Origin of the sequence: Bradyrhizobium retamae, assembly GCF_001440415.1 — a bacterium.
Classification (GTDB): domain Bacteria; phylum Pseudomonadota; class Alphaproteobacteria; order Rhizobiales; family Xanthobacteraceae; genus Bradyrhizobium; species Bradyrhizobium retamae.
Genome location: NZ_LLYA01000057.1, coordinates 77,374 through 93,977, shown reverse-complemented (window position 1 = coordinate 93,977; position 16,604 = coordinate 77,374). Strand labels below are relative to the sequence as shown.

19 protein-coding genes are annotated in these 16,604 nt (G+C 63.5%); 17 read left to right on the top strand and 2 right to left on the bottom strand.

What is annotated here, in order from left to right:
* Positions 1-67: 67 nt before the first annotated feature.
* The 17 genes from obgE (at position 68) to CQ13_RS08850 (ending at position 14,524) form a co-directional block, all read left to right on the top strand.
* On the top strand, positions 68-1,120 hold the full coding sequence (obgE, locus tag CQ13_RS08930; protein WP_057842619.1) for a GTPase ObgE: 1,053 nt from the start codon (positions 68-70) through the stop codon (positions 1,118-1,120).
* Positions 1,121-1,210: 90 nt separating this feature from the next.
* Positions 1,211-2,353 carry a glutamate 5-kinase gene (proB, locus tag CQ13_RS08925; RefSeq protein WP_057842618.1) on the top strand — a complete coding sequence of 381 codons (1,143 nt, stop codon included), beginning with the start codon at positions 1,211-1,213 and terminating at the stop codon, positions 2,351-2,353.
* 116 nt (positions 2,354-2,469) lie between these two features.
* The gene (locus CQ13_RS08920) at positions 2,470-3,762 is read left to right on the top strand and encodes a glutamate-5-semialdehyde dehydrogenase (protein ID WP_057842617.1); all 1,293 of its coding nucleotides are present in this window, start codon (positions 2,470-2,472) and stop codon (positions 3,760-3,762) included.
* A 31-nt stretch (positions 3,763-3,793) separates the two neighbouring features.
* Positions 3,794-4,438 carry a nicotinate-nucleotide adenylyltransferase gene (locus tag CQ13_RS08915; RefSeq protein ID WP_057842616.1) on the top strand — a complete coding sequence of 215 codons (645 nt, stop codon included), beginning with the start codon at positions 3,794-3,796 and terminating at the stop codon, positions 4,436-4,438.
* Between the two features lie 218 nt (positions 4,439-4,656).
* Complete coding sequence (gene rsfS, locus CQ13_RS08910) at positions 4,657-5,010, top strand: ribosome silencing factor (protein WP_057842615.1); 354 nt, start codon at positions 4,657-4,659, stop codon at positions 5,008-5,010.
* A 95-nt stretch (positions 5,011-5,105) separates the two neighbouring features.
* Positions 5,106-5,588: a 23S rRNA (pseudouridine(1915)-N(3))-methyltransferase RlmH gene (gene rlmH / locus CQ13_RS08905; protein WP_057842614.1), complete on the top strand. Its 483-nt coding sequence runs from the start codon at positions 5,106-5,108 to the stop codon at positions 5,586-5,588.
* 40 nt (positions 5,589-5,628) lie between these two features.
* Positions 5,629-7,008 carry a murein hydrolase activator EnvC family protein gene (locus CQ13_RS08900; RefSeq protein ID WP_082637376.1) on the top strand — a complete coding sequence of 460 codons (1,380 nt, stop codon included), beginning with the start codon at positions 5,629-5,631 and terminating at the stop codon, positions 7,006-7,008.
* Positions 7,005-8,360: a S41 family peptidase gene (locus tag CQ13_RS08895; protein ID WP_057842612.1), complete on the top strand. Its 1,356-nt coding sequence runs from the start codon at positions 7,005-7,007 to the stop codon at positions 8,358-8,360. Before CQ13_RS08900 ends, CQ13_RS08895 begins: the two co-directional genes overlap by 4 nt.
* Positions 8,361-8,518: 158 nt before the next feature.
* On the top strand, positions 8,519-9,730 hold the full coding sequence (locus CQ13_RS08890) for a divergent polysaccharide deacetylase family protein (RefSeq protein WP_057842611.1): 1,212 nt from the start codon (positions 8,519-8,521) through the stop codon (positions 9,728-9,730).
* A 97-nt stretch (positions 9,731-9,827) separates the two neighbouring features.
* Complete coding sequence (locus CQ13_RS08885; protein ID WP_057842610.1) at positions 9,828-10,331, top strand: RNA pyrophosphohydrolase; 504 nt, start codon at positions 9,828-9,830, stop codon at positions 10,329-10,331.
* Between the two features lie 42 nt (positions 10,332-10,373).
* Positions 10,374-10,874 (top strand): RNA pyrophosphohydrolase, encoded by a 501-nt coding sequence (locus CQ13_RS08880; protein ID WP_057842609.1) that lies wholly within the window; start codon positions 10,374-10,376, stop codon positions 10,872-10,874.
* A gap of 154 nt (positions 10,875-11,028) precedes the next feature.
* Positions 11,029-11,259: a hypothetical protein gene (locus CQ13_RS40725; RefSeq protein WP_082637384.1), complete on the top strand. Its 231-nt coding sequence runs from the start codon at positions 11,029-11,031 to the stop codon at positions 11,257-11,259.
* A 155-nt stretch (positions 11,260-11,414) separates the two neighbouring features.
* Entirely contained in the window at positions 11,415-11,636 is a 222-nt protein-coding gene (locus CQ13_RS08870; RefSeq protein WP_057842607.1) for a hypothetical protein, read from the top strand.
* A gap of 193 nt (positions 11,637-11,829) precedes the next feature.
* Positions 11,830-12,282: an Hsp20 family protein gene (locus tag CQ13_RS08865; protein ID WP_057842606.1), complete on the top strand. Its 453-nt coding sequence runs from the start codon at positions 11,830-11,832 to the stop codon at positions 12,280-12,282.
* 87 nt (positions 12,283-12,369) lie between these two features.
* Positions 12,370-12,870 (top strand): Hsp20/alpha crystallin family protein, encoded by a 501-nt coding sequence (locus tag CQ13_RS08860; protein WP_057842658.1) that lies wholly within the window; start codon positions 12,370-12,372, stop codon positions 12,868-12,870.
* 78 nt (positions 12,871-12,948) lie between these two features.
* Positions 12,949-13,278: a hypothetical protein gene (locus CQ13_RS08855; RefSeq protein WP_057842605.1), complete on the top strand. Its 330-nt coding sequence runs from the start codon at positions 12,949-12,951 to the stop codon at positions 13,276-13,278.
* Between the two features lie 139 nt (positions 13,279-13,417).
* Positions 13,418-14,524: a trypsin-like peptidase domain-containing protein gene (locus CQ13_RS08850; RefSeq protein ID WP_057842604.1), complete on the top strand. Its 1,107-nt coding sequence runs from the start codon at positions 13,418-13,420 to the stop codon at positions 14,522-14,524.
* A gap of 131 nt (positions 14,525-14,655) precedes the next feature.
* On the opposite strand, the gene CQ13_RS08845 is transcribed toward CQ13_RS08850, so the two are convergent.
* Positions 14,656-15,063, bottom strand: coding sequence for a F0F1 ATP synthase subunit epsilon (locus CQ13_RS08845; RefSeq protein ID WP_057842603.1), 408 nt, complete (start codon positions 15,061-15,063; stop codon positions 14,656-14,658).
* An 88-nt stretch (positions 15,064-15,151) separates the two neighbouring features.
* Positions 15,152-16,594, bottom strand: coding sequence for a F0F1 ATP synthase subunit beta (gene atpD / locus CQ13_RS08840; RefSeq protein ID WP_057842602.1), 1,443 nt, complete (start codon positions 16,592-16,594; stop codon positions 15,152-15,154).
* Positions 16,595-16,604: the final 10 nt, after the last annotated feature.

Here is a 16,604-nt window from a genome sequence, read left to right as displayed (position 1 = left end):
CTTTTCGTCAATGTTGCGAGCCTTGAGGGTTGCCGCGCGGGGGCCTCTGCCCTAACTAGTACAAATCATGAAATTCCTTGACGAGGCAAAGGTCTATATCCGCTCCGGCGACGGCGGCAACGGCTGCGTGGCGTTCCGCCGCGAGAAGTTCATCGAGTTCGGCGGGCCTTCCGGCGGCAATGGCGGTCGCGGCGGCGACGTCATCGTCGAGGTGGTCGATGGGCTGAACACGCTGATCGATTATCGCTACCAGCAGCACTTCAAGGCGCAAAAGGGCACCAATGGCATGGGCAAGGACCGCCATGGCGCCAACGGTAAACCGATCGTTCTCAAGGTGCCGGTCGGCACGCAGATATTCGACGAGGACCGCGAGACGCTGATCCACGACGTTACCGAACTCGGCGAAAAATTCGTGCTCGCCGAAGGCGGCAATGGTGGCTTTGGCAACGCGCATTTCAAATCCTCCACCAATCGCGCGCCGCGCAATGCCAATCCCGGGCAGGAAGGCGAGGAGCGCTGGATCTGGCTGCGGCTGAAGCTGATCGCGGACGCCGGCCTCGTCGGCCTGCCCAATGCCGGCAAGTCGACCTTTCTTTCCGTCGTCAGCGCGGCCAAGCCGAAGATCGCCGACTACCCCTTCACCACGCTGCATCCGCAGCTCGGCGTCGTGAACGCGCAAGGCCGCGAATTCGTGCTCGCCGACATTCCCGGCCTGATCGAAGGCGCGCATGAAGGCGCCGGCCTCGGCGATCGGTTTTTGGGCCATGTCGAGCGCTGCCGCGTGCTGCTGCATTTGATCGATGCCACCTGCGAGCACGCCGGAAAGGCGTACAAGACGGTGCGGACCGAGCTCGAAGCCTATGAAGGGCATCTCGCCGAGAAGATCGAGATCGTCGCGCTCAACAAGATCGATGCGGTCGCGCCGGATGAATTGAAGAAGCAGAAAGACCGGCTGAAGCGCGCGGCGAAGAAGACGCCGCTGTTGCTCTCCGCCGCCACCGGCGAAGGCATGCCGGAAGCGCTGAAGGCGCTGGTCGAAGTTATCGGCGAGGCCCCGGTTTCCCTGAAGGCCAAGGGGGGTCAGGACCCGTGGGCGCCGGTCCCGCCGCCGCAGGGCTGATACAAAGTTAGCCTTCCCGCGGCCGCGCCACTTCCAAATCAGGGGACTGGCGCGTATTGCTTCCGACCATCCGCATCACCCGACCGCATCATGAAACGCCCCGCGCTCAAAAACTTCCGCCGCATCGTCGTCAAGGTCGGCTCCTCGCTGCTGATCGACTCCAATGCTGGCGAAGTCCGTTCGGCATGGCTGTCGGCGCTGGCCGCCGATATCGCCAAGCTGCACGGCGAGGGCCGCGATGTTCTCGTCGTCTCGTCAGGCTCGATCGCGCTCGGACGCAGCCGGTTGAAATTGCCGCGTGGCCCACTGAAGCTGGAAGAAAGCCAGGGCGCTGCCGCCGTCGGGCAGATCGCGCTGGCGCGGATATGGTCGGAAGTACTCGGCGCTCATGGCATCGGCGCCGGGCAGATCCTGGTGACACTGCAGGACACCGAGGAGCGCCGCCGTTATCTGAACGCACGCTCGACCATCGCAAAACTGCTGGAGTGGCGCGCAGTACCCGTGATCAACGAGAACGACACGGTCGCCACCAACGAGATCCGCTACGGCGACAATGACCGTCTTGCCGCGCGCGTTGCCACCATGACGAGCGCCGATCTGCTGATTCTGTTGTCCGATATCGACGGGCTCTATGACGCGCCGCCCGGCGCCAATCCCAACGCAAAGCTGATTCCGATCGTCGAGTCCGTCACCTCGGAGATCGAGGGCATGGCGGGCGCCGCCGAATCCGAACTGTCGCGCGGTGGCATGTTCACCAAAATCGAGGCGGCGAAAATCGCGACGACATCAGGTACGCATATGCTGATCGCGTCAGGCAAGATCGAGCATCCGCTGCGGGCAATATCAGACGGCGGACGCTGCACCTGGTTCCTGACGCCGGCCAATCCCATCACCGCGCGAAAACGCTGGATCGCGGGCTCGCTGGAGCCGAAGGGCACGCTGACCATCGACGCCGGCGCGGTCGCAGCGCTCCGCGCGGGAAAAAGCCTGCTGCCGGCCGGCGTGATCCGGATCGAGGGCCAGTTCGCCCGCGGCGACGCAGTGGTGGTGCGCGGCCCCGACACCCACGAGATAGGCCGCGGCCTCGTCGCCTACGACGCCGAGGATGCGGAGAAGATCAAGGGCCGCTCCTCGCCGGACGTGATGGCAATCCTTGGCATCAGCGGTCGCGCTGAGATGATCCACCGCGACGATCTGGTGGTGGGTCCGGCCGGGGCAATTCCGGCCAAGTAGGCCACTGGCCGAGCTGCCTGTTTCCGATATCGCCAGCCAGCCATGCCGGTCCCGGACCTCGCAACAGCGGGATTTTCGTGCTAGGCCATGGCCTTAACTCAGACCCGAGACCTCCGATGACCGCGCCGCTCAAGGCTATCGACGGTAACGCCGATCTGCCCGCTTTGATGACCGACCTCGCCTCCCATGCGCGCGACGCCGCGCGGATGCTGGCGCTGGCGCCGCCGGAGCAGAAGAACCGGGCGCTGGAGGCGATCGAGCGGGCGATCCGCGCCAACGCGGCAAAGATCCTCGCGGCCAATGCCGAGGACGTCGCGGAAGTCAGCGCCGCAGGCGCGACCTCGGCCTTCATCGACCGCCTGACACTGACGCCGGCGCGCATCGACGCGATGGCCGATGGCGTTGCGACCGTGCGCGGCATCCCCGATCCGGTGGGCGCCGTCACCGAAAGCTGGCAGCGGCCGAACGGCATGACCATCGAGCGGGTGCGCGTGCCGCTCGGCGTGATCGGCGTGATCTTCGAGAGCCGCCCCAATGTCGCCGCCGACGCCGGCGTGCTGTGCCTGAAGTCCGGCAATGCGGTGATCCTGCGCGGCGGCTCCGACAGCTTCCGCTCCTGCCGAGCGATTCACGAAGCCCTGATACAGGGCCTGCGTGAGGCCGGCCTGCCGGAAGCCGCGATCACGCTGGTGCCGACACGCGACCGCGCAGCGGTCGGGCTGATGCTGTCAGGCATGAACGGCGGCATCGACGTCATCGTGCCGCGCGGCGGCAAGAGCTTGGTGGCGCGGGTTGAAGCGGAAGCGCGCGTGCCGGTGTTTGCGCATCTCGAAGGCGTCAACCACGTCTATGTCGACCGCACTGCCAATCTCGATATGGCCAAGTCGATCGTGTTGAACGCCAAGATGCGCCGGACCGGCGTCTGCGGCGCCGCCGAGACGCTGCTGGTCGATCGCGCAGGCGCCGCCGCCAGTCTGAAGCCGCTGATCGAGATGCTGATCGAATCCGGCTGCGAGGTGCGCGGCGACGACGCCGTGCAGAAGGTCGACGCGCGGGTGAAGCCGGCGTCCGACGATGACTGGGATACCGAGTATCTCGATGCCATCATCGCCGCGCGTGTCGTCGACGGCGTTGACGGGGCAATCACGCACATCCGAAACCACGGCTCACGCCACACCGATGCGATCGTGGCCGAGGATGCCAAGGCGGCCGAGAAATTCCTCAGGGAGGTCGATTCGGCGATCGTGCTGCATAATGCTTCCACGCAGTTCGCCGACGGCGGCGAGTTCGGCTTCGGCGCGGAGATCGGGATTGCCACCGGCAAATTCCACGCCCGCGGGCCGGTTGGAGCCGAGCAACTGACCAGCTTCAAATACCGCGTTCGCGGCACCGGGCAGACGCGGCCGTGACCGCCAGCCCGCGCCCGCGGTGACCCGTACGATGAAGTTGCAATCCGCCGCGCAAGCCATTCCCTTCCATACCAATGGCATGCGCGTCGGCCTGCTCGGCGGCTCATTCAATCCGCCGCACGCGGCGCATCGTGCCATCAGCCTGTTTGCGCTGAAGCGCTTGAAGCTCGATCGCGTTTGGTGGCTGCTGACCCCCGGCAATCCGCTCAAGGATACCGGCCGGCTGCACGGCCTTGGCGACCGGGCGAGTGCCGCGCGCGACGTCGCCGACGATCCGCGCATCGATATCAGTTGTCTCGAAGCTGTCATCGGCACCAGGTACACTGTCGATACGATCATTCATTTGCGCCGCCGCGTTTCCGGCGCGCGCTTCGTCTGGATCATGGGCGCCGACAATCTCGCGCAGTTCCATCGCTGGAAGGATTGGCGGCGCATCGCCGCCGAGGTGCCGCTCGCCGTGATCGACCGTCCGCCGCAGAGTTTCCGGGCGCTCGCCGCGCCTTCTGCCCAGGCGCTGGCGCGGTATAGGTTGCCCGAGAATCAGGCTGCCCGGCTAGCGGATCAGCAGGCGCCGGCCTGGGTTTTCCTTACCGGCATGAAACTGAACCTGTCGTCGACCGGCCTGCGGAACTCCGACGGGAGCTGGAAGGCAAAAAGAAGTGACAGTTCGGTCTGAACCGGCGGGTGGGGCCACTGGAATATTGAAACCATTAACCCCACATGCCTAATATGGTCCGCGGACGTCGGGATTCGGCGTTCGCGATACAGTGAAAGGAATGGTCCCTGGCCACATCTGTATTGTCCAAGTCCAAGTCTGCTTTACCCAAGGCAACTAGCAAGACTTCTGGCAAGTCCGCCAAGAACACGGGTAAAACATCGACGCAAGCTGCAGCCTTGAAGGCGCAACCCGACGCCGACAAGACGCTGAATATGATCCTCTCCCGCCTCGACGATATGAAGGCGGAAGAAACGATCACCATCGACCTTCGCGGCAAATCCGCCTTTTCCGACTACATGATCGTCACGTCAGGCCGGGCCAACCGGCATGTCGGCGCGATCGCGGAAAACGTCACGAAAGCCCTGAAGGAAACCGGCATCAAGAACATCCATGTCGAGGGCTTGCCCAATTGCGACTGGGTGCTGATCGATTCCGGCGATGTGGTCGTGCACGTGTTCAGACCCGAGGTGCGCGAATTCTACAATCTTGAAAGGTTGTGGACGCAAAACCCGGCGGCGGCAGCGATCTGAAACCTCGGCCGATGCGAATCGGCTAGGGCGCATGTAGTTTGCCAGCGCGCGCGAAAAGCGCGTGTGCCGGAAAGTGCACGCCAGAAACAGCATTCATGCGCCTCGTCGTGGTTTCAATAGGCCGGCTGAAGCAGGGCCCCGAGCAGGAGCTGGCCGAACGCTACCGCGAGCGCTTCGAGGACATCGGCCGCAAGCTCGGTTTTCGCGGGCTTTCGGTCCATGAAATTCCCGAAAGCCGCGCGCGCGACACTGCGACCCGGATATCGGAGGAGGCCGCCGCGATTTCGGCGGCGATACCGGAAAAATCCATGCTGGTGGCGCTGGACGAGCACGGCAGGAACATCGATAGCGCGACCTTCGCCCGGCAACTCGGCGATTGGCGGGATGAAGGGATCGCCAACACAATTTTCGCCATCGGTGGCGCGGACGGACTTTCGCCCGATTTGCAGCGCAAGGCTAAATTACGCATTGCGTTCGGCTCGGCGACCTGGCCGCATCAAATGGTTCGCGTCATGCTTCTTGAACAGATTTATCGGGCCGCCACCATTCTGGCCGGCCACCCGTACCACCGCGCGTAAGGCACGGTGACGTGAATACAGAGAACACTGAATAGGCCGGATGCACTCAACGCGGAACATTCATTCCTACCCTGGCACCGCCGAGCGCGGCGCGCTGATGTCAGCCGTCTCACTTCCCCTGATCCTGCTGTCCGCAAGCCTTGCCGTGACGTCGCTTTCGCCGGCGGTCGCGCAATCCTCGGCGACCGCGCAGCAAGCGACCGCCGTTTCCCCCGATGCCATCAAGCAGCGCGAGCAGGAACTGGAGGCCACACGCGAGCAGCAGCGCAAGGCGGCCGAGCTGCAACAAAAGCTGAAGGCCGATATCGCGGCGATCGGACAGGACCGCTCCAAGCTCAACCAGCAACTGATCGACATCGCCACCCAGGTTCGCAACGTCGAGACACGCATCGGCGAGACCGAGGGGCGGCTGCGCCCGCTCGATGTCCGCGAGCAGCAGATCCGCGCTTCGCTCGATTCACGGCGCGCCGAAATCGTCGAGGTGCTGGCCGCCTTGCAGCGTGCCGGACGGCGCACCCCGCCCGCACTGCTGGTCAGGCCCGAGGACGCGCTGCAATCGCTGCGCACCGCCATGCTGCTCGGATCGGTCGTCCCCGAACTGCGCGGACGTGCGGAGAAACTCGCTACCGATCTCGGCGAGTTGGTGAACTTGCGCAAGACCATCGCCACCGAGCGCGACGTGCTGGCCCGGGACCGCGACAGGTTGCAGGACGATTCTGTCAGACTGGCTGCGCTGGTGGAAGAACGACAGCGCAAGCAGAGCGCGATCGAAAAGGACATGGAGGCCGAAGGCGCACGCGCCATCAACCTGTCAAGGCAGGTCGACGGTCTGCAAGGCCTGATCGCGAAAATGGAGCAAGATTTGAAGAGCGCCGCCAAGGCGGCCGCAACCGCCAGCCTGCAGGGCACCCCGGCTGCCCCGAGCGGCAAGCCCAATCTGGGAGCATTGAAAGACCCCGCCCGGCTGAGCCCGGCGATCGCCTTTGCCTCCGCCAAGGGGCTGTTCGCCTTGCCGGTCAATGGCCGCAAGATTCGCAATTTTGGCGGTTCCGATGGCGCGGGTGGCGTGGAAAAAGGCATTTCTTTGGCGACACGCGCCGGAGCTCAGGTCACAACACCGTGTGACGGCTGGGTTGTTTATGCCGGACCCTTCCGCAGCTACGGACAACTCTTGATCCTTAATGCCGGGGGCGGGTATCATGTCCTGATCGCCGGGATGGAGCGCATTTCGGTAAACATCGGCCAGTTTGTACTTACGGGAGAGCCGGTCGCGACCATGGGAACGACGTCCCAAGTCGCATCCATTCTCGCGACGACCGCGAGCCAGCCGGTGCTCTATGTCGAGTTCCGCAAGGACGGCACTCCAATTGACTCTGGCCCATGGTGGGCCGCAAGTGAAGGCGAAAAGGTTCGCGGATGATGCGCAAGACTTCTGTAATTCTTCTCAGCGCCGCCACCGGTGCGGCTTTGACGCTCTTCGTCACGCAGCCTCGTTCCGTGCTGATGGGATCGAGTGCGCGTGCTGCGACGTCGGACACCTACCGCCAGCTCAATTTGTTCGGCGACGTGTTCGAGCGCGTGCGCAGCGACTATGTCGAGAAGCCCGACGACTCCAAGCTGGTCGAATCGGCGATCTCGGGCATGCTGACCGGACTCGATCCGCATTCCAGCTACATGGACGCCAAGAGCTTCCGCGACATGCAGGTGCAGACCCGCGGTGAATTCGGCGGGCTCGGCATCGAGGTCACGATGGAAGATGGGCTGATCAAGGTCGTCTCGCCGATCGACGACACGCCGGCGTCGAAGGCCGGCATCATGGCCAACGACATCATCACCAATCTCGACGACGAAGCCGTGCAGGGTCTCACCCTCAACCAGGCGGTCGAGAAGATGCGCGGACCGGTCAACACAAAGATCCGTCTCAAGATCATCCGCAAGGGCCAGGACGTTCCGATCGAAGTGACGCTGGTGCGCGACAACATCCGGGTCCGCTCCGTCCGTGCGCGCGTCGAACAGGACGACATCGCTTATATCCGCGTCACCACCTTCAATGAACAGACCACCGAAGGCCTGAAGCGCGAGATCGGCAACCTCTCGAACCAGATCGGCGACAAGCTGAAGGGCTACATCATCGACCTGCGCAATAATCCCGGCGGCCTGCTGGAGGAAGCGGTCACCGTTTCCGACGCATTCCTGGAGCGCGGCGAGATCGTTTCGACCCGTGGCCGCAACGCTGAGGAAACCCAGCGCCGCGCCGCCCATTCGGGCGACCTGACCAAGGGCAAGCCGATCATCGTGCTGGTCAACGGCGGCTCGGCTTCGGCTTCCGAGATCGTCGCCGGCGCGCTGCAGGACCACAAGCGCGCGACGCTTGTCGGCACGCGCTCATTCGGCAAGGGCTCGGTGCAGACCATCATCCCGCTCGGCAGCGGCAACGGCGCGCTGCGCCTCACCACCGCGCGCTACTTCACGCCGTCGGGCAAGTCGATCCAGGCCAAGGGCATCGTGCCCGATATCGAGGTGCTGCAGGACGTGCCGGACGAATTGAAGGCGCGCACCGACACCAAGGGTGAGGCCTCGCTGCGTGGCCATTTGAAGACCGACGGCGACGAGAAGACCGGCTCGCAATCCTACGTGCCGCCCGACGCCAAGGACGATAAGGCGCTGAAGACCGCCGCCGACCTGCTGCACGGCATCAAGTCGACGGCAAGCAGCGCACCGGCGACCGGCGACAAGGCGGCAGTCGACAAGCCAGCCAAGGCGGCGAACTGATCATAGCCCCGTAATTTCCGGGAAAGGCGGCCTCCGGGCCGCCTTTTTTGTTGCGGTTCTGACCCGTCCGGCGCCCGGCGAGGCGGCTTTTACGCGCGGCGCAGCGCTCGAACCGGACTCCTCGTGGTATCGTCGGCGAGGTTGATTCGGGGAGGTCTATGACGGAAACGGCCGACGAACTGAGCACGCCGCTTGGACAGAAGACGGAGCGCCAGAAGCGGCGGTTTCGGCTGCCGTTCACCGCGGTGCAGGCGCTGGCCATGCTGCTCGGCCTGTTCCTGGTCGCTTTCCTGACGGTCGCTCTGTTTAACGACAATCCGTTGGGTGGCGAGCCCGTCGCCCACGTCGCATTGCGCGGGCCTGCGGGGGACGACAAGCAGCCGGCGGCTTCCAGCCACACCGAACAGGCCGCAAAAAGTCCGATACAGCAGGCCCCGGCCGGCGACAATAAGGGTGATAGTAAGACCGTCACCATCATCGATGGCTCCAGCGGCAAGCGCCAAGACGTCGTGATCGGCAGCGATGCAGCCGACAAGTCCGGCTCAGACTCCGGGCCGGCAACCGCGATGGCCGGCATCGATCAGCGGCTCCTCGAAAACTCACGCTACGGCATGATCCCGGCGGTTGCCGACGGTCTGAAACCCTTCACTGTCTACGCGGCCGACGCCGACCGCAGCAAGGCCGCGAAGATGCCGGTGGTCGCTATCGTCATCGGTGGCCTCGGCGTCGGCGCTGCCAAGACGACCGATGCCATCATGAAACTGCCGCCGGCCGTGACCCTGGCGTTTACCCCTTATGGGGCGGATCCCGCCAAGTTGGCCGAGCGGGCCCGCGCGCAGCGCCACGAGATCCTGCTGCAGGTTCCAATGGAGCCGTTCGATTATCCCGATAACGATCCCGGCCCGCAGACCCTGCTCACGACGCTGACGTCGGAGCAGAACATCGACCGGCTGTACTGGCACCTCAGCCGGTTCCAGGGCTATGCCGGGATTGCCAATTTCATGGGAGCGCGTTTCACGGCCACTGACACCGTGATGCAGCCGATCATCCGGGAGGCAGCCAAGCGCGGCCTCGGCTATCTCGATGACGGCTCCTCGCCGCGGAGCGCCGCGCCGTCGCTGACGGCAGCCCAATCGATGCCCTTCGCCAAGGCGGATTTCACCATCGATGCCGTGCCGACCTCGGCCGAAATCGACCGGACGCTGGTGAAACTGGAGACGCTCGCCAAGGAGCGCGGACTGGCCGTGGGCGTCGCCTCGGCGTTGCCGGTTTCGATCGAGCGGATTGCCGCCTGGATCAAGACTCTTGAGGCCCGCGGCATCATGCTTGTGCCATTGACAACGGCGATGCTGAAATCAAAATCGGGCTAGAGATCAACCTGATGGCAGCAATCCGGGCTCCCTCGGATTGCGCCGCCCCGGCCGGTTTGCGGGTGACTTGCTGCAGCTAATAGGAGTCCTGACGGAAATGGCGCGCTACGAGGACCTGCCCTACCGGACCTGCGTCGGCATGATGCTGATCAATGCAGCCGGGCTGGTTTTCATTGGCCGGCGCGCTGGCGGCATTGAACATGTCGACGAATCCCACGTCTGGCAGATGCCGCAGGGCGGGGTCGATCCCGGCGAGGATACTTGGGAAGCCGCCAAGCGCGAGCTTTACGAGGAAACCAGCGTTCGCTCGGTGGAGAAGCTCGGCGAAGTCCCGGATTGGCTGATCTACGACATTCCACGCACGGTGGCCGGCCGCGCCTGGAAGGGCCGTTATCGCGGGCAACGGCAGAAATGGTATGCGGTGCGTTTCACCGGCAAGGATAATGAGATCAACGTCGCCAGCCCCGGCGGCGGGCACAAGGCCGAATTCGTTAGCTGGCGCTGGGAGCCGATGAAGAACCTCCCTAACCTGATCGTTCCGTTCAAGCGGCCGGTCTACGAGCGCGTGGTCAAGGAATTCGCTAGCCTTGCGGGCGGTTAGTGTGGTTGCTCGAACTCTGTCCATCAGCGCCGCTCAAAGCCCATGACCGAGAATAAACCCTATCGCCCCAACGTGGGGATCGCGTTGTTCAACACCTCTGGTCGGGTGCTGATCGGCCGCCGCTTCCGTGACGACGGGCCGGAAATCATCCTGCCGGGTCTGGAATGGCAGATGCCCCAGGGCGGCATCGACGCCGACGAGAACCCGCGCGATGCCGTCATGCGCGAACTCTGGGAAGAGACTGGGGCGGTCAGCGCCGAATACCTCGGCGAGACCGATTGGATGAATTACGAATTTCCGCCGTATGATGGGCCGGTCGACCATCGCTTGGCGAAATTCCGCGGCCAGCGGCAGAAATGGTTCGCGTTGCGGTTCACCGGCCGCGACGACGAGATCGACCCGCTGACGCAGCGCAACGGCCAGCCGGCCGAATTCGATTCCTGGCGCTGGGAACGGCTCGACCGTGTCGCGGACCTCGTGGTGCCGTTCCGGCGCGATGTGTACCGGATGGTGGTGCAGCAGTTCGCGGAATTCGCCCGCTAGATTCAATCAGAACCCTAGATTTAGGCTGCGTCTGCGAGACGGCGGATGCGAGGCGCTTGACAGTGGCTCGTTGCTGAATATTTTTTGCGCAAAGCGGATTGTCCGCCGAACCCACTCAGAGGAACGATAGAGCGACCGTCAAGGGATGACGAAGATGATCGACGAAAAACTGGCCCGTTTGCGTACGCATCGCGACAATATCGACCGTTATCGCCGGCTTCTTAAAACCAGGCTGACAGAGCTTGAACAGCAGTACATCGAAAATCGGCTCTTCGAAGAACAGTCGGCTCTGGAAAGACTCGCTGCCTCTACATTTCCGCTCACTTCCCAGGCCCTGGAACAGCATTCTCACAGACCGGAGCCGCCGATCTCGTCGGCGGCCTGAGATGTCCATTGCCGCGTGCCGCTCATCGACCGATCCAGCCAAGGCCGGGAATAACCGGCGTGACCCAATGTTTGTCTGACATGAAGGACGTAACCGTAACCAAGCGCCGCCGGAGTTGGGAATGGCGGGTAACAGACGAGAACGGCAGACCGATCATGAGCGGCCGAGAACGCAGCCGGCTGGCCGCCCGCTATCAGGGTTACCGAACCTTGTTCATGCTGCTCGCCATCGGCCAAAGGCCGAATGAAATGCAGGCTCTGCGCGGGCCCCGCATCGGGCAAACGGTTGCGCGCGACCGGCCTCACCCAGTCGTGCGAACGGCGCCTTCGGCATCGGCGGGACCGGGATCGGGATCGGGCGGCTTGACGCCCGACTAAGCATCGACCACCGGCGTGACGGCGCGACCCCAAAAGTTGGCCCGCCGGTCTTGAAACTTTTCGATCGATCTCTAATTCGATTTCTGCCGCCGACAGCGGTGCCGGATGCCAGCCTGGGTCCGGCGAGTTGAGCGGGCGCCGGACGGTGTCCGACGCTCCTTCGTATCCATCTTGCTCTTAGGAGGACTTGGTTATGAGGACCTTTGACTTCTCGCCCCTGTGGCGTTCCACGATCGGCTTCGATCATCTGGCCGACCTGCTCGACAGCAGCTTGCGGCACTCGGCCGACGACAATTACCCGCCCTTTAATGTCGAACGCTGCGGCGAAGACGCCTACCGGATTTCGCTCGCGGTTGCCGGTTTCGGCATGGACGATATTGACGTAACCGCAGAACGCGACACGCTGATCATCGAGGACAAGAAGCCCGACGCCGAGCAACGCGAATACCTCTATCACGGCATCGCGGCCCGGCCGTTCCGGCGGTTGTTCAATCTCGCCGACTATGTGCAGGTCAAGCAGGCCTCGTTCAAGGACGGGCTGTTGATCGTCGATCTCGTTCGCGAAGTGCCTAACGCGATGAAGCCGCGGCGCATCCCGATCGGCAACGCCGGCGCTTCCCACCAGATCGAGCAGAAGGCGGCTTAAGCCGCTTCGGCAATGCGGGCTCGGCGCGCGGATAACCGGCCGCGCGCGAGCCAATGCAACATCAGCAATCTCTGTAAGGAGGACATTATGGCTTTTCGTGATCTGATCCCCTGGTCGAGAAACCAGGAGCTTGTGCCCACGCGCGGCAGCTTCGATCCCTTCTTCACCCTGCACCGGGAGATGAATCGGCTGTTCGATGAGGTTTTCCGCGGTTTTGCGACGCCTGCCCGTTTCGGCACTCCGCTGATGGAAGGTCGCTTCGGATGGCCAAGCATCGAGCTCAACGAAACCGACAAGGAGCTGAAGATATCGGCTGAGCTGCCCGGACTGACGGAAAAGGACGTCCAGGTCGAGATCGCCAATGGCGTTCTGACGCTGCGCGGCGAGAAGAAATCCGAGCGGACCGACAATGGCGGCAAATACTTCACCGAGCGCTATTATGGCGCGTTCGAACGGCAGATCCCGCTCGACGGCGTCGTAGAAGACAAGGCCGAGGCCAAATTCCATGACGGTATCTTGACCATCACGCTGCCGAAATCTGAACAGGCCCGTTCGGCCGTCAAGCGTATCCCCATCGTCAATCACTAACGAGAGTGGCGGCGGCGCAGTACGCCGTCGCCACTACCACCAACGTCTCGATCGAAAGGAGAGCAAGGAGACGCGTCGATGAGCAAGGCCGATCTGAGCACCACTGAATTTGCGTTATTTCATCCCGCCGCACATTACGGCTCCCCAAATGAAGTATTGAACGACCAGCAGCTTTCCGACGCCGAGAAGCGGGTGATTTTGTCGTCGTGGGCATCCGACATGTTCGCGGTCGAATCCTGCCCGAGCCTGCGCGAGATTCCGGGCATGGATCACACCATCCGCCTCGCCGACATCCTCGCCGCTCTGCGCCAGCTTGACGGCGACGAAGAACTCCGGCCGCGTGCCGAAATCAGCACGCGATGCCGGCCGCGTTGGAAAACCGTATTGCAGGGGCTCTCATCATGCTGACACCAACCATTTTGGCCATTGCATGGGTCAACCACGCAGCCGCCTTGTGGGCACCGGCATGGCTAGCCTTGCAGCACGGCGCGGCACCGCAAGCCGGCTCCTGATCCGAACTCTTCTTAATCCGCGGACGAGAACCCACGTGAACCGACTTTTCGCGATTGTGCTGGCGGGCCTGCTCGGCGCCGCGACTATTGCAGCTCCGGCCTCGGGACAAATTCCGAACCTGCGAACCGGCGGCACGGTGCCGACGTTGGCGCCGCTGGTTCGCGAGGTCACCCCGGCTGTGGTCAACATCGCCGTCCACGGCAAGGTTCGTCAGGACAACCCGCTCTATCGCGATCCGCTGTTCCGCGAGTTTTTCGACGTCCCAAAGCAGCTCGAGAAGGAAATCAACGCCACCGGCTCTGGCGTCATCGTCGACGCGCAGAAAGGCTATGTCCTGACCAACAACCATGTTGTCGACCAGGTCGCCACAGTTCAGATCAAGACCAAGGACGGCCGACAACTCTCGGCCAAGGTGGTCGGGCGCGATCCCGGCACGGACATTGCGGTGTTGCGGATTCAATCTCCGTCCGCATTGAAGGCGATCGCATTCGGCGACAGCGACGCGCTCGAAGTCGGCGACTTCGTCCTCGCCATCGGCAATCCGTTTGGCCTCGGCCAGACGGTGACCTCGGGCCTTGTCAGTGCACTCGGCCGGACCGGGCTCGGTAAACAGGGCTATGAGGATTTCATCCAGACCGACGCTGCGATCAACCCGGGTAATTCGGGTGGCGCGCTGGTCAATCTGAAGGGCGAGCTCGTCGGCATCAATTCAGCGATCATTTCGCCGGCCGGCGGCAATGTTGGCATCGGCTTTGCGATCCCCGTCAATATGGCGCGGCGCGTGATGGAACAGATTGTCGAGAACGGCCGCGTGGAGCGTGGCCGGATCGGCATCTCCCTGCGCGAACTAAATCCCGCGGCCGACGGCGGACGCAGCGCGGGAGCGCGGATTGCCGAAGTCAGCCCGGGCTCGCCGGCCGAATTGGCAGGCCTGCGTAAGGGCGACATCGTGCTAAAGGCGGACGACCGCCCCATTCACTCTGCCGCGCAGTTGAGAAACCGGATCGGACTCGCGCGGATAGGCGAACAGGTGCGATTGACCGTTGAGCGTTCCGGCGCGCCGCAAACCGTTACCGTTGCGGTTGGACCGGCCACCGAAGCAAGCAGCAGCCACAGCGGCGGCTCGGTTCAGCGACGTTAGCTGGAGCGATGCCGAGCCGTGCCCGGGCACCAGCGTTAGGAGAGAAATACTGCCGCAAAGCGCCCGTCACGGTGTGACGAGCGCTGGCGTTATCAGGACCCTCACTACGCCCCGGAGCGGTGCCCCGGGGCTTAGTGCATAGCGGTGGCGTTGAGCTCGATCTGGATGCTCTTGAAGTGGTCCAGCCGCTCGATGGCGTGATCGAGCTCGGTGCCTTCCTTCTCGGCGAGCTTGGCTTCCATCTCGGCGATGGTCTCGGCGAACTGCGCGCGATCGACTTCGGCCATCGAGGTAGCGACGTCGGCCAGCACGGTCAGTCCGTTTTCCGACATTTCGGCAAGACCGCCGAGCACGATGATCTTCTGGTGCGCGCCGTCCGCGGTGATCGTCAAAATGCCCGGACGAACCGCTGCCACGACCGGCGCATGTCCGGCGAGTACGCCGAAATCGCCTTCCACGCCGGGAACGTCAACCTGATCGACTTCGCCGGAGAAGGCGAGCTTTTCGGGCGAGACGAGATCGAAATGAAAGGTAGCCATGGAGAACCTGCGAGTAGCGAGTAGCGAATAGCGAGTGGCGAAGAACGGGAGCAGCGCTATTCGCTACTCCCTATTCGCCGTTCGCTCCTTAGGCCGCCTCGGCAGCCAGCCTCTTGCCCTTCTCGACGGCTTCCTCGATGGTGCCGACCATGTAGAATGCCGCTTCCGGCAGATGGTCGTACTTGCCTTCGCAGAGGCCGCGGAAGCCCTTGATGGTGTCGGCGAGATCGACGAACTTACCCGGCGAGCCGGTGAAGACTTCGGCGACGTGGAACGGCTGCGACAGAAAGCGCTCGATCTTGCGGGCACGGGCCACCGCAATCTTGTCCTCTTCCGACAGTTCGTCCATGCCGAGAATGGCAATGATGTCCTGCAGCGACTTGTACTTCTGCAGCACCTGCTGAACCATGCGCGCGGTTTGATAGTGCTCCTCTCCGACAACGAGTGGGGAGAGCATGCGCGAGGTGGAGTCGAGCGGGTCCACCGCCGGGTAGATGCCCTTTTCCGAGATCGCGCGGCTCAGCACCGTGGTCGCGTCCAGATGGGCGAACGAGGTGGCGGGCGCCGGGTCCGTCAAGTCGTCGGCCGGCACGTAGATCGCCTGCACCGAGGTGATCGACCCCTTGTGCGTGGTCGTGATGCGCTCCTGCAGCGCACCCATGTCGGTAGCGAGCGTCGGCTGATAGCCCACCGCCGAAGGGATGCGGCCGAGCAGCGCCGACACTTCGGAGCCTGCCTGCGTGAAGCGGAAGATGTTGTCGACGAAGAACAGCACGTCCTGGCCCTGGTCGCGGAAGTGCTCAGCAACCGTCAGACCTGTGAGGCCGACGCGGGCGCGGGCGCCAGGCGGTTCGTTCATCTGGCCGAACACCAGCGCGCATTTTGACTTCACGCTCGGATCGGGATTGCGCGGATCGGCGTTGACCTTGGACTCAATAAACTCGTGATAGAGGTCGTTGCCTTCGCGGGTACGCTCGCCGACGCCGGCGAACACCGAATAACCGCCGTGGGCCTTGGCGACGTTGTTGATCAGCTCCTGAATCAGCACGGTCTTGCCGACGCCGGCGCCGCCGAACAGGCCGATCTTGCCGCCCTTGGCGTAGGGAGCGAGCAGGTCGACGACCTTGATGCCGGTCACAAGAATTTCGGCCTCAGTGGATTGGTCAGTGTAGGTCGGCGCTTCCTGATGGATGGCGCGCTTGCCTTCGGACTTGATTGGACCGGCTTCGTCGATCGGTTCGCCGATGACGTTCATGATGCGTCCGAGCGTGCCATCACCGACCGGAATTGCGATGGGCTCGCCGGTGTCGGTTACTTCCTGACCGCGCACCAGACCTTCGGTAGCGTCCATCGCAATCGTGCGCACGGTGGACTCGCCGAGGTGCTGCGCGACTTCCAGCACCAGGCGGTTGCCGCCGTTCTTGGTCTCCAGCGAATTGAGAATGGCCGGCAGATGACCTTCGAACTGCACGTCGACAACGGCGCCCATGACTTGGGTGACGCGACCGATCTGGTTAGCTGCTGTGGCCATGAATTGCTCT

Bases quoted from the DNA above. Each gene is read 5' to 3' on its own strand.
- CQ13_RS08845 (WP_057842603.1), bottom strand. From the start codon at position 15,063: ATGGCTACCTTTCATTTCGATCTCGTCTCGCCCGAAAAGCTCGCCTTC.
- CQ13_RS08885 (WP_057842610.1), top strand. From the start codon at position 9,828: ATGGCGCGCTACGAGGACCTGCCCTACCGGACCTGCGTCGGCATGATG.
- CQ13_RS08920 (WP_057842617.1), top strand. From the start codon at position 2,470: ATGACCGCGCCGCTCAAGGCTATCGACGGTAACGCCGATCTGCCCGCT.
- CQ13_RS08900 (WP_082637376.1), top strand. From the start codon at position 5,629: ATGCACTCAACGCGGAACATTCATTCCTACCCTGGCACCGCCGAGCGC.
- CQ13_RS08895 (WP_057842612.1), top strand. From the start codon at position 7,005: ATGATGCGCAAGACTTCTGTAATTCTTCTCAGCGCCGCCACCGGTGCG.
- CQ13_RS08865 (WP_057842606.1), top strand. From the start codon at position 11,830: ATGAGGACCTTTGACTTCTCGCCCCTGTGGCGTTCCACGATCGGCTTC.
- atpD (WP_057842602.1), bottom strand. From the start codon at position 16,594: ATGGCCACAGCAGCTAACCAGATCGGTCGCGTCACCCAAGTCATGGGC.
- CQ13_RS40725 (WP_082637384.1), top strand. From the start codon at position 11,029: ATGATCGACGAAAAACTGGCCCGTTTGCGTACGCATCGCGACAATATC.
- CQ13_RS08890 (WP_057842611.1), top strand. From the start codon at position 8,519: ATGACGGAAACGGCCGACGAACTGAGCACGCCGCTTGGACAGAAGACG.
- CQ13_RS08855 (WP_057842605.1), top strand. From the start codon at position 12,949: ATGAGCAAGGCCGATCTGAGCACCACTGAATTTGCGTTATTTCATCCC.
- obgE (WP_057842619.1), top strand. From the start codon at position 68: ATGAAATTCCTTGACGAGGCAAAGGTCTATATCCGCTCCGGCGACGGC.
- CQ13_RS08880 (WP_057842609.1), top strand. From the start codon at position 10,374: ATGACCGAGAATAAACCCTATCGCCCCAACGTGGGGATCGCGTTGTTC.
- proB (WP_057842618.1), top strand. From the start codon at position 1,211: ATGAAACGCCCCGCGCTCAAAAACTTCCGCCGCATCGTCGTCAAGGTC.
- CQ13_RS08870 (WP_057842607.1), top strand. From the start codon at position 11,415: ATGAGCGGCCGAGAACGCAGCCGGCTGGCCGCCCGCTATCAGGGTTAC.
- CQ13_RS08915 (WP_057842616.1), top strand. From the start codon at position 3,794: ATGAAGTTGCAATCCGCCGCGCAAGCCATTCCCTTCCATACCAATGGC.
- CQ13_RS08860 (WP_057842658.1), top strand. From the start codon at position 12,370: ATGGCTTTTCGTGATCTGATCCCCTGGTCGAGAAACCAGGAGCTTGTG.
- rlmH (WP_057842614.1), top strand. From the start codon at position 5,106: ATGCGCCTCGTCGTGGTTTCAATAGGCCGGCTGAAGCAGGGCCCCGAG.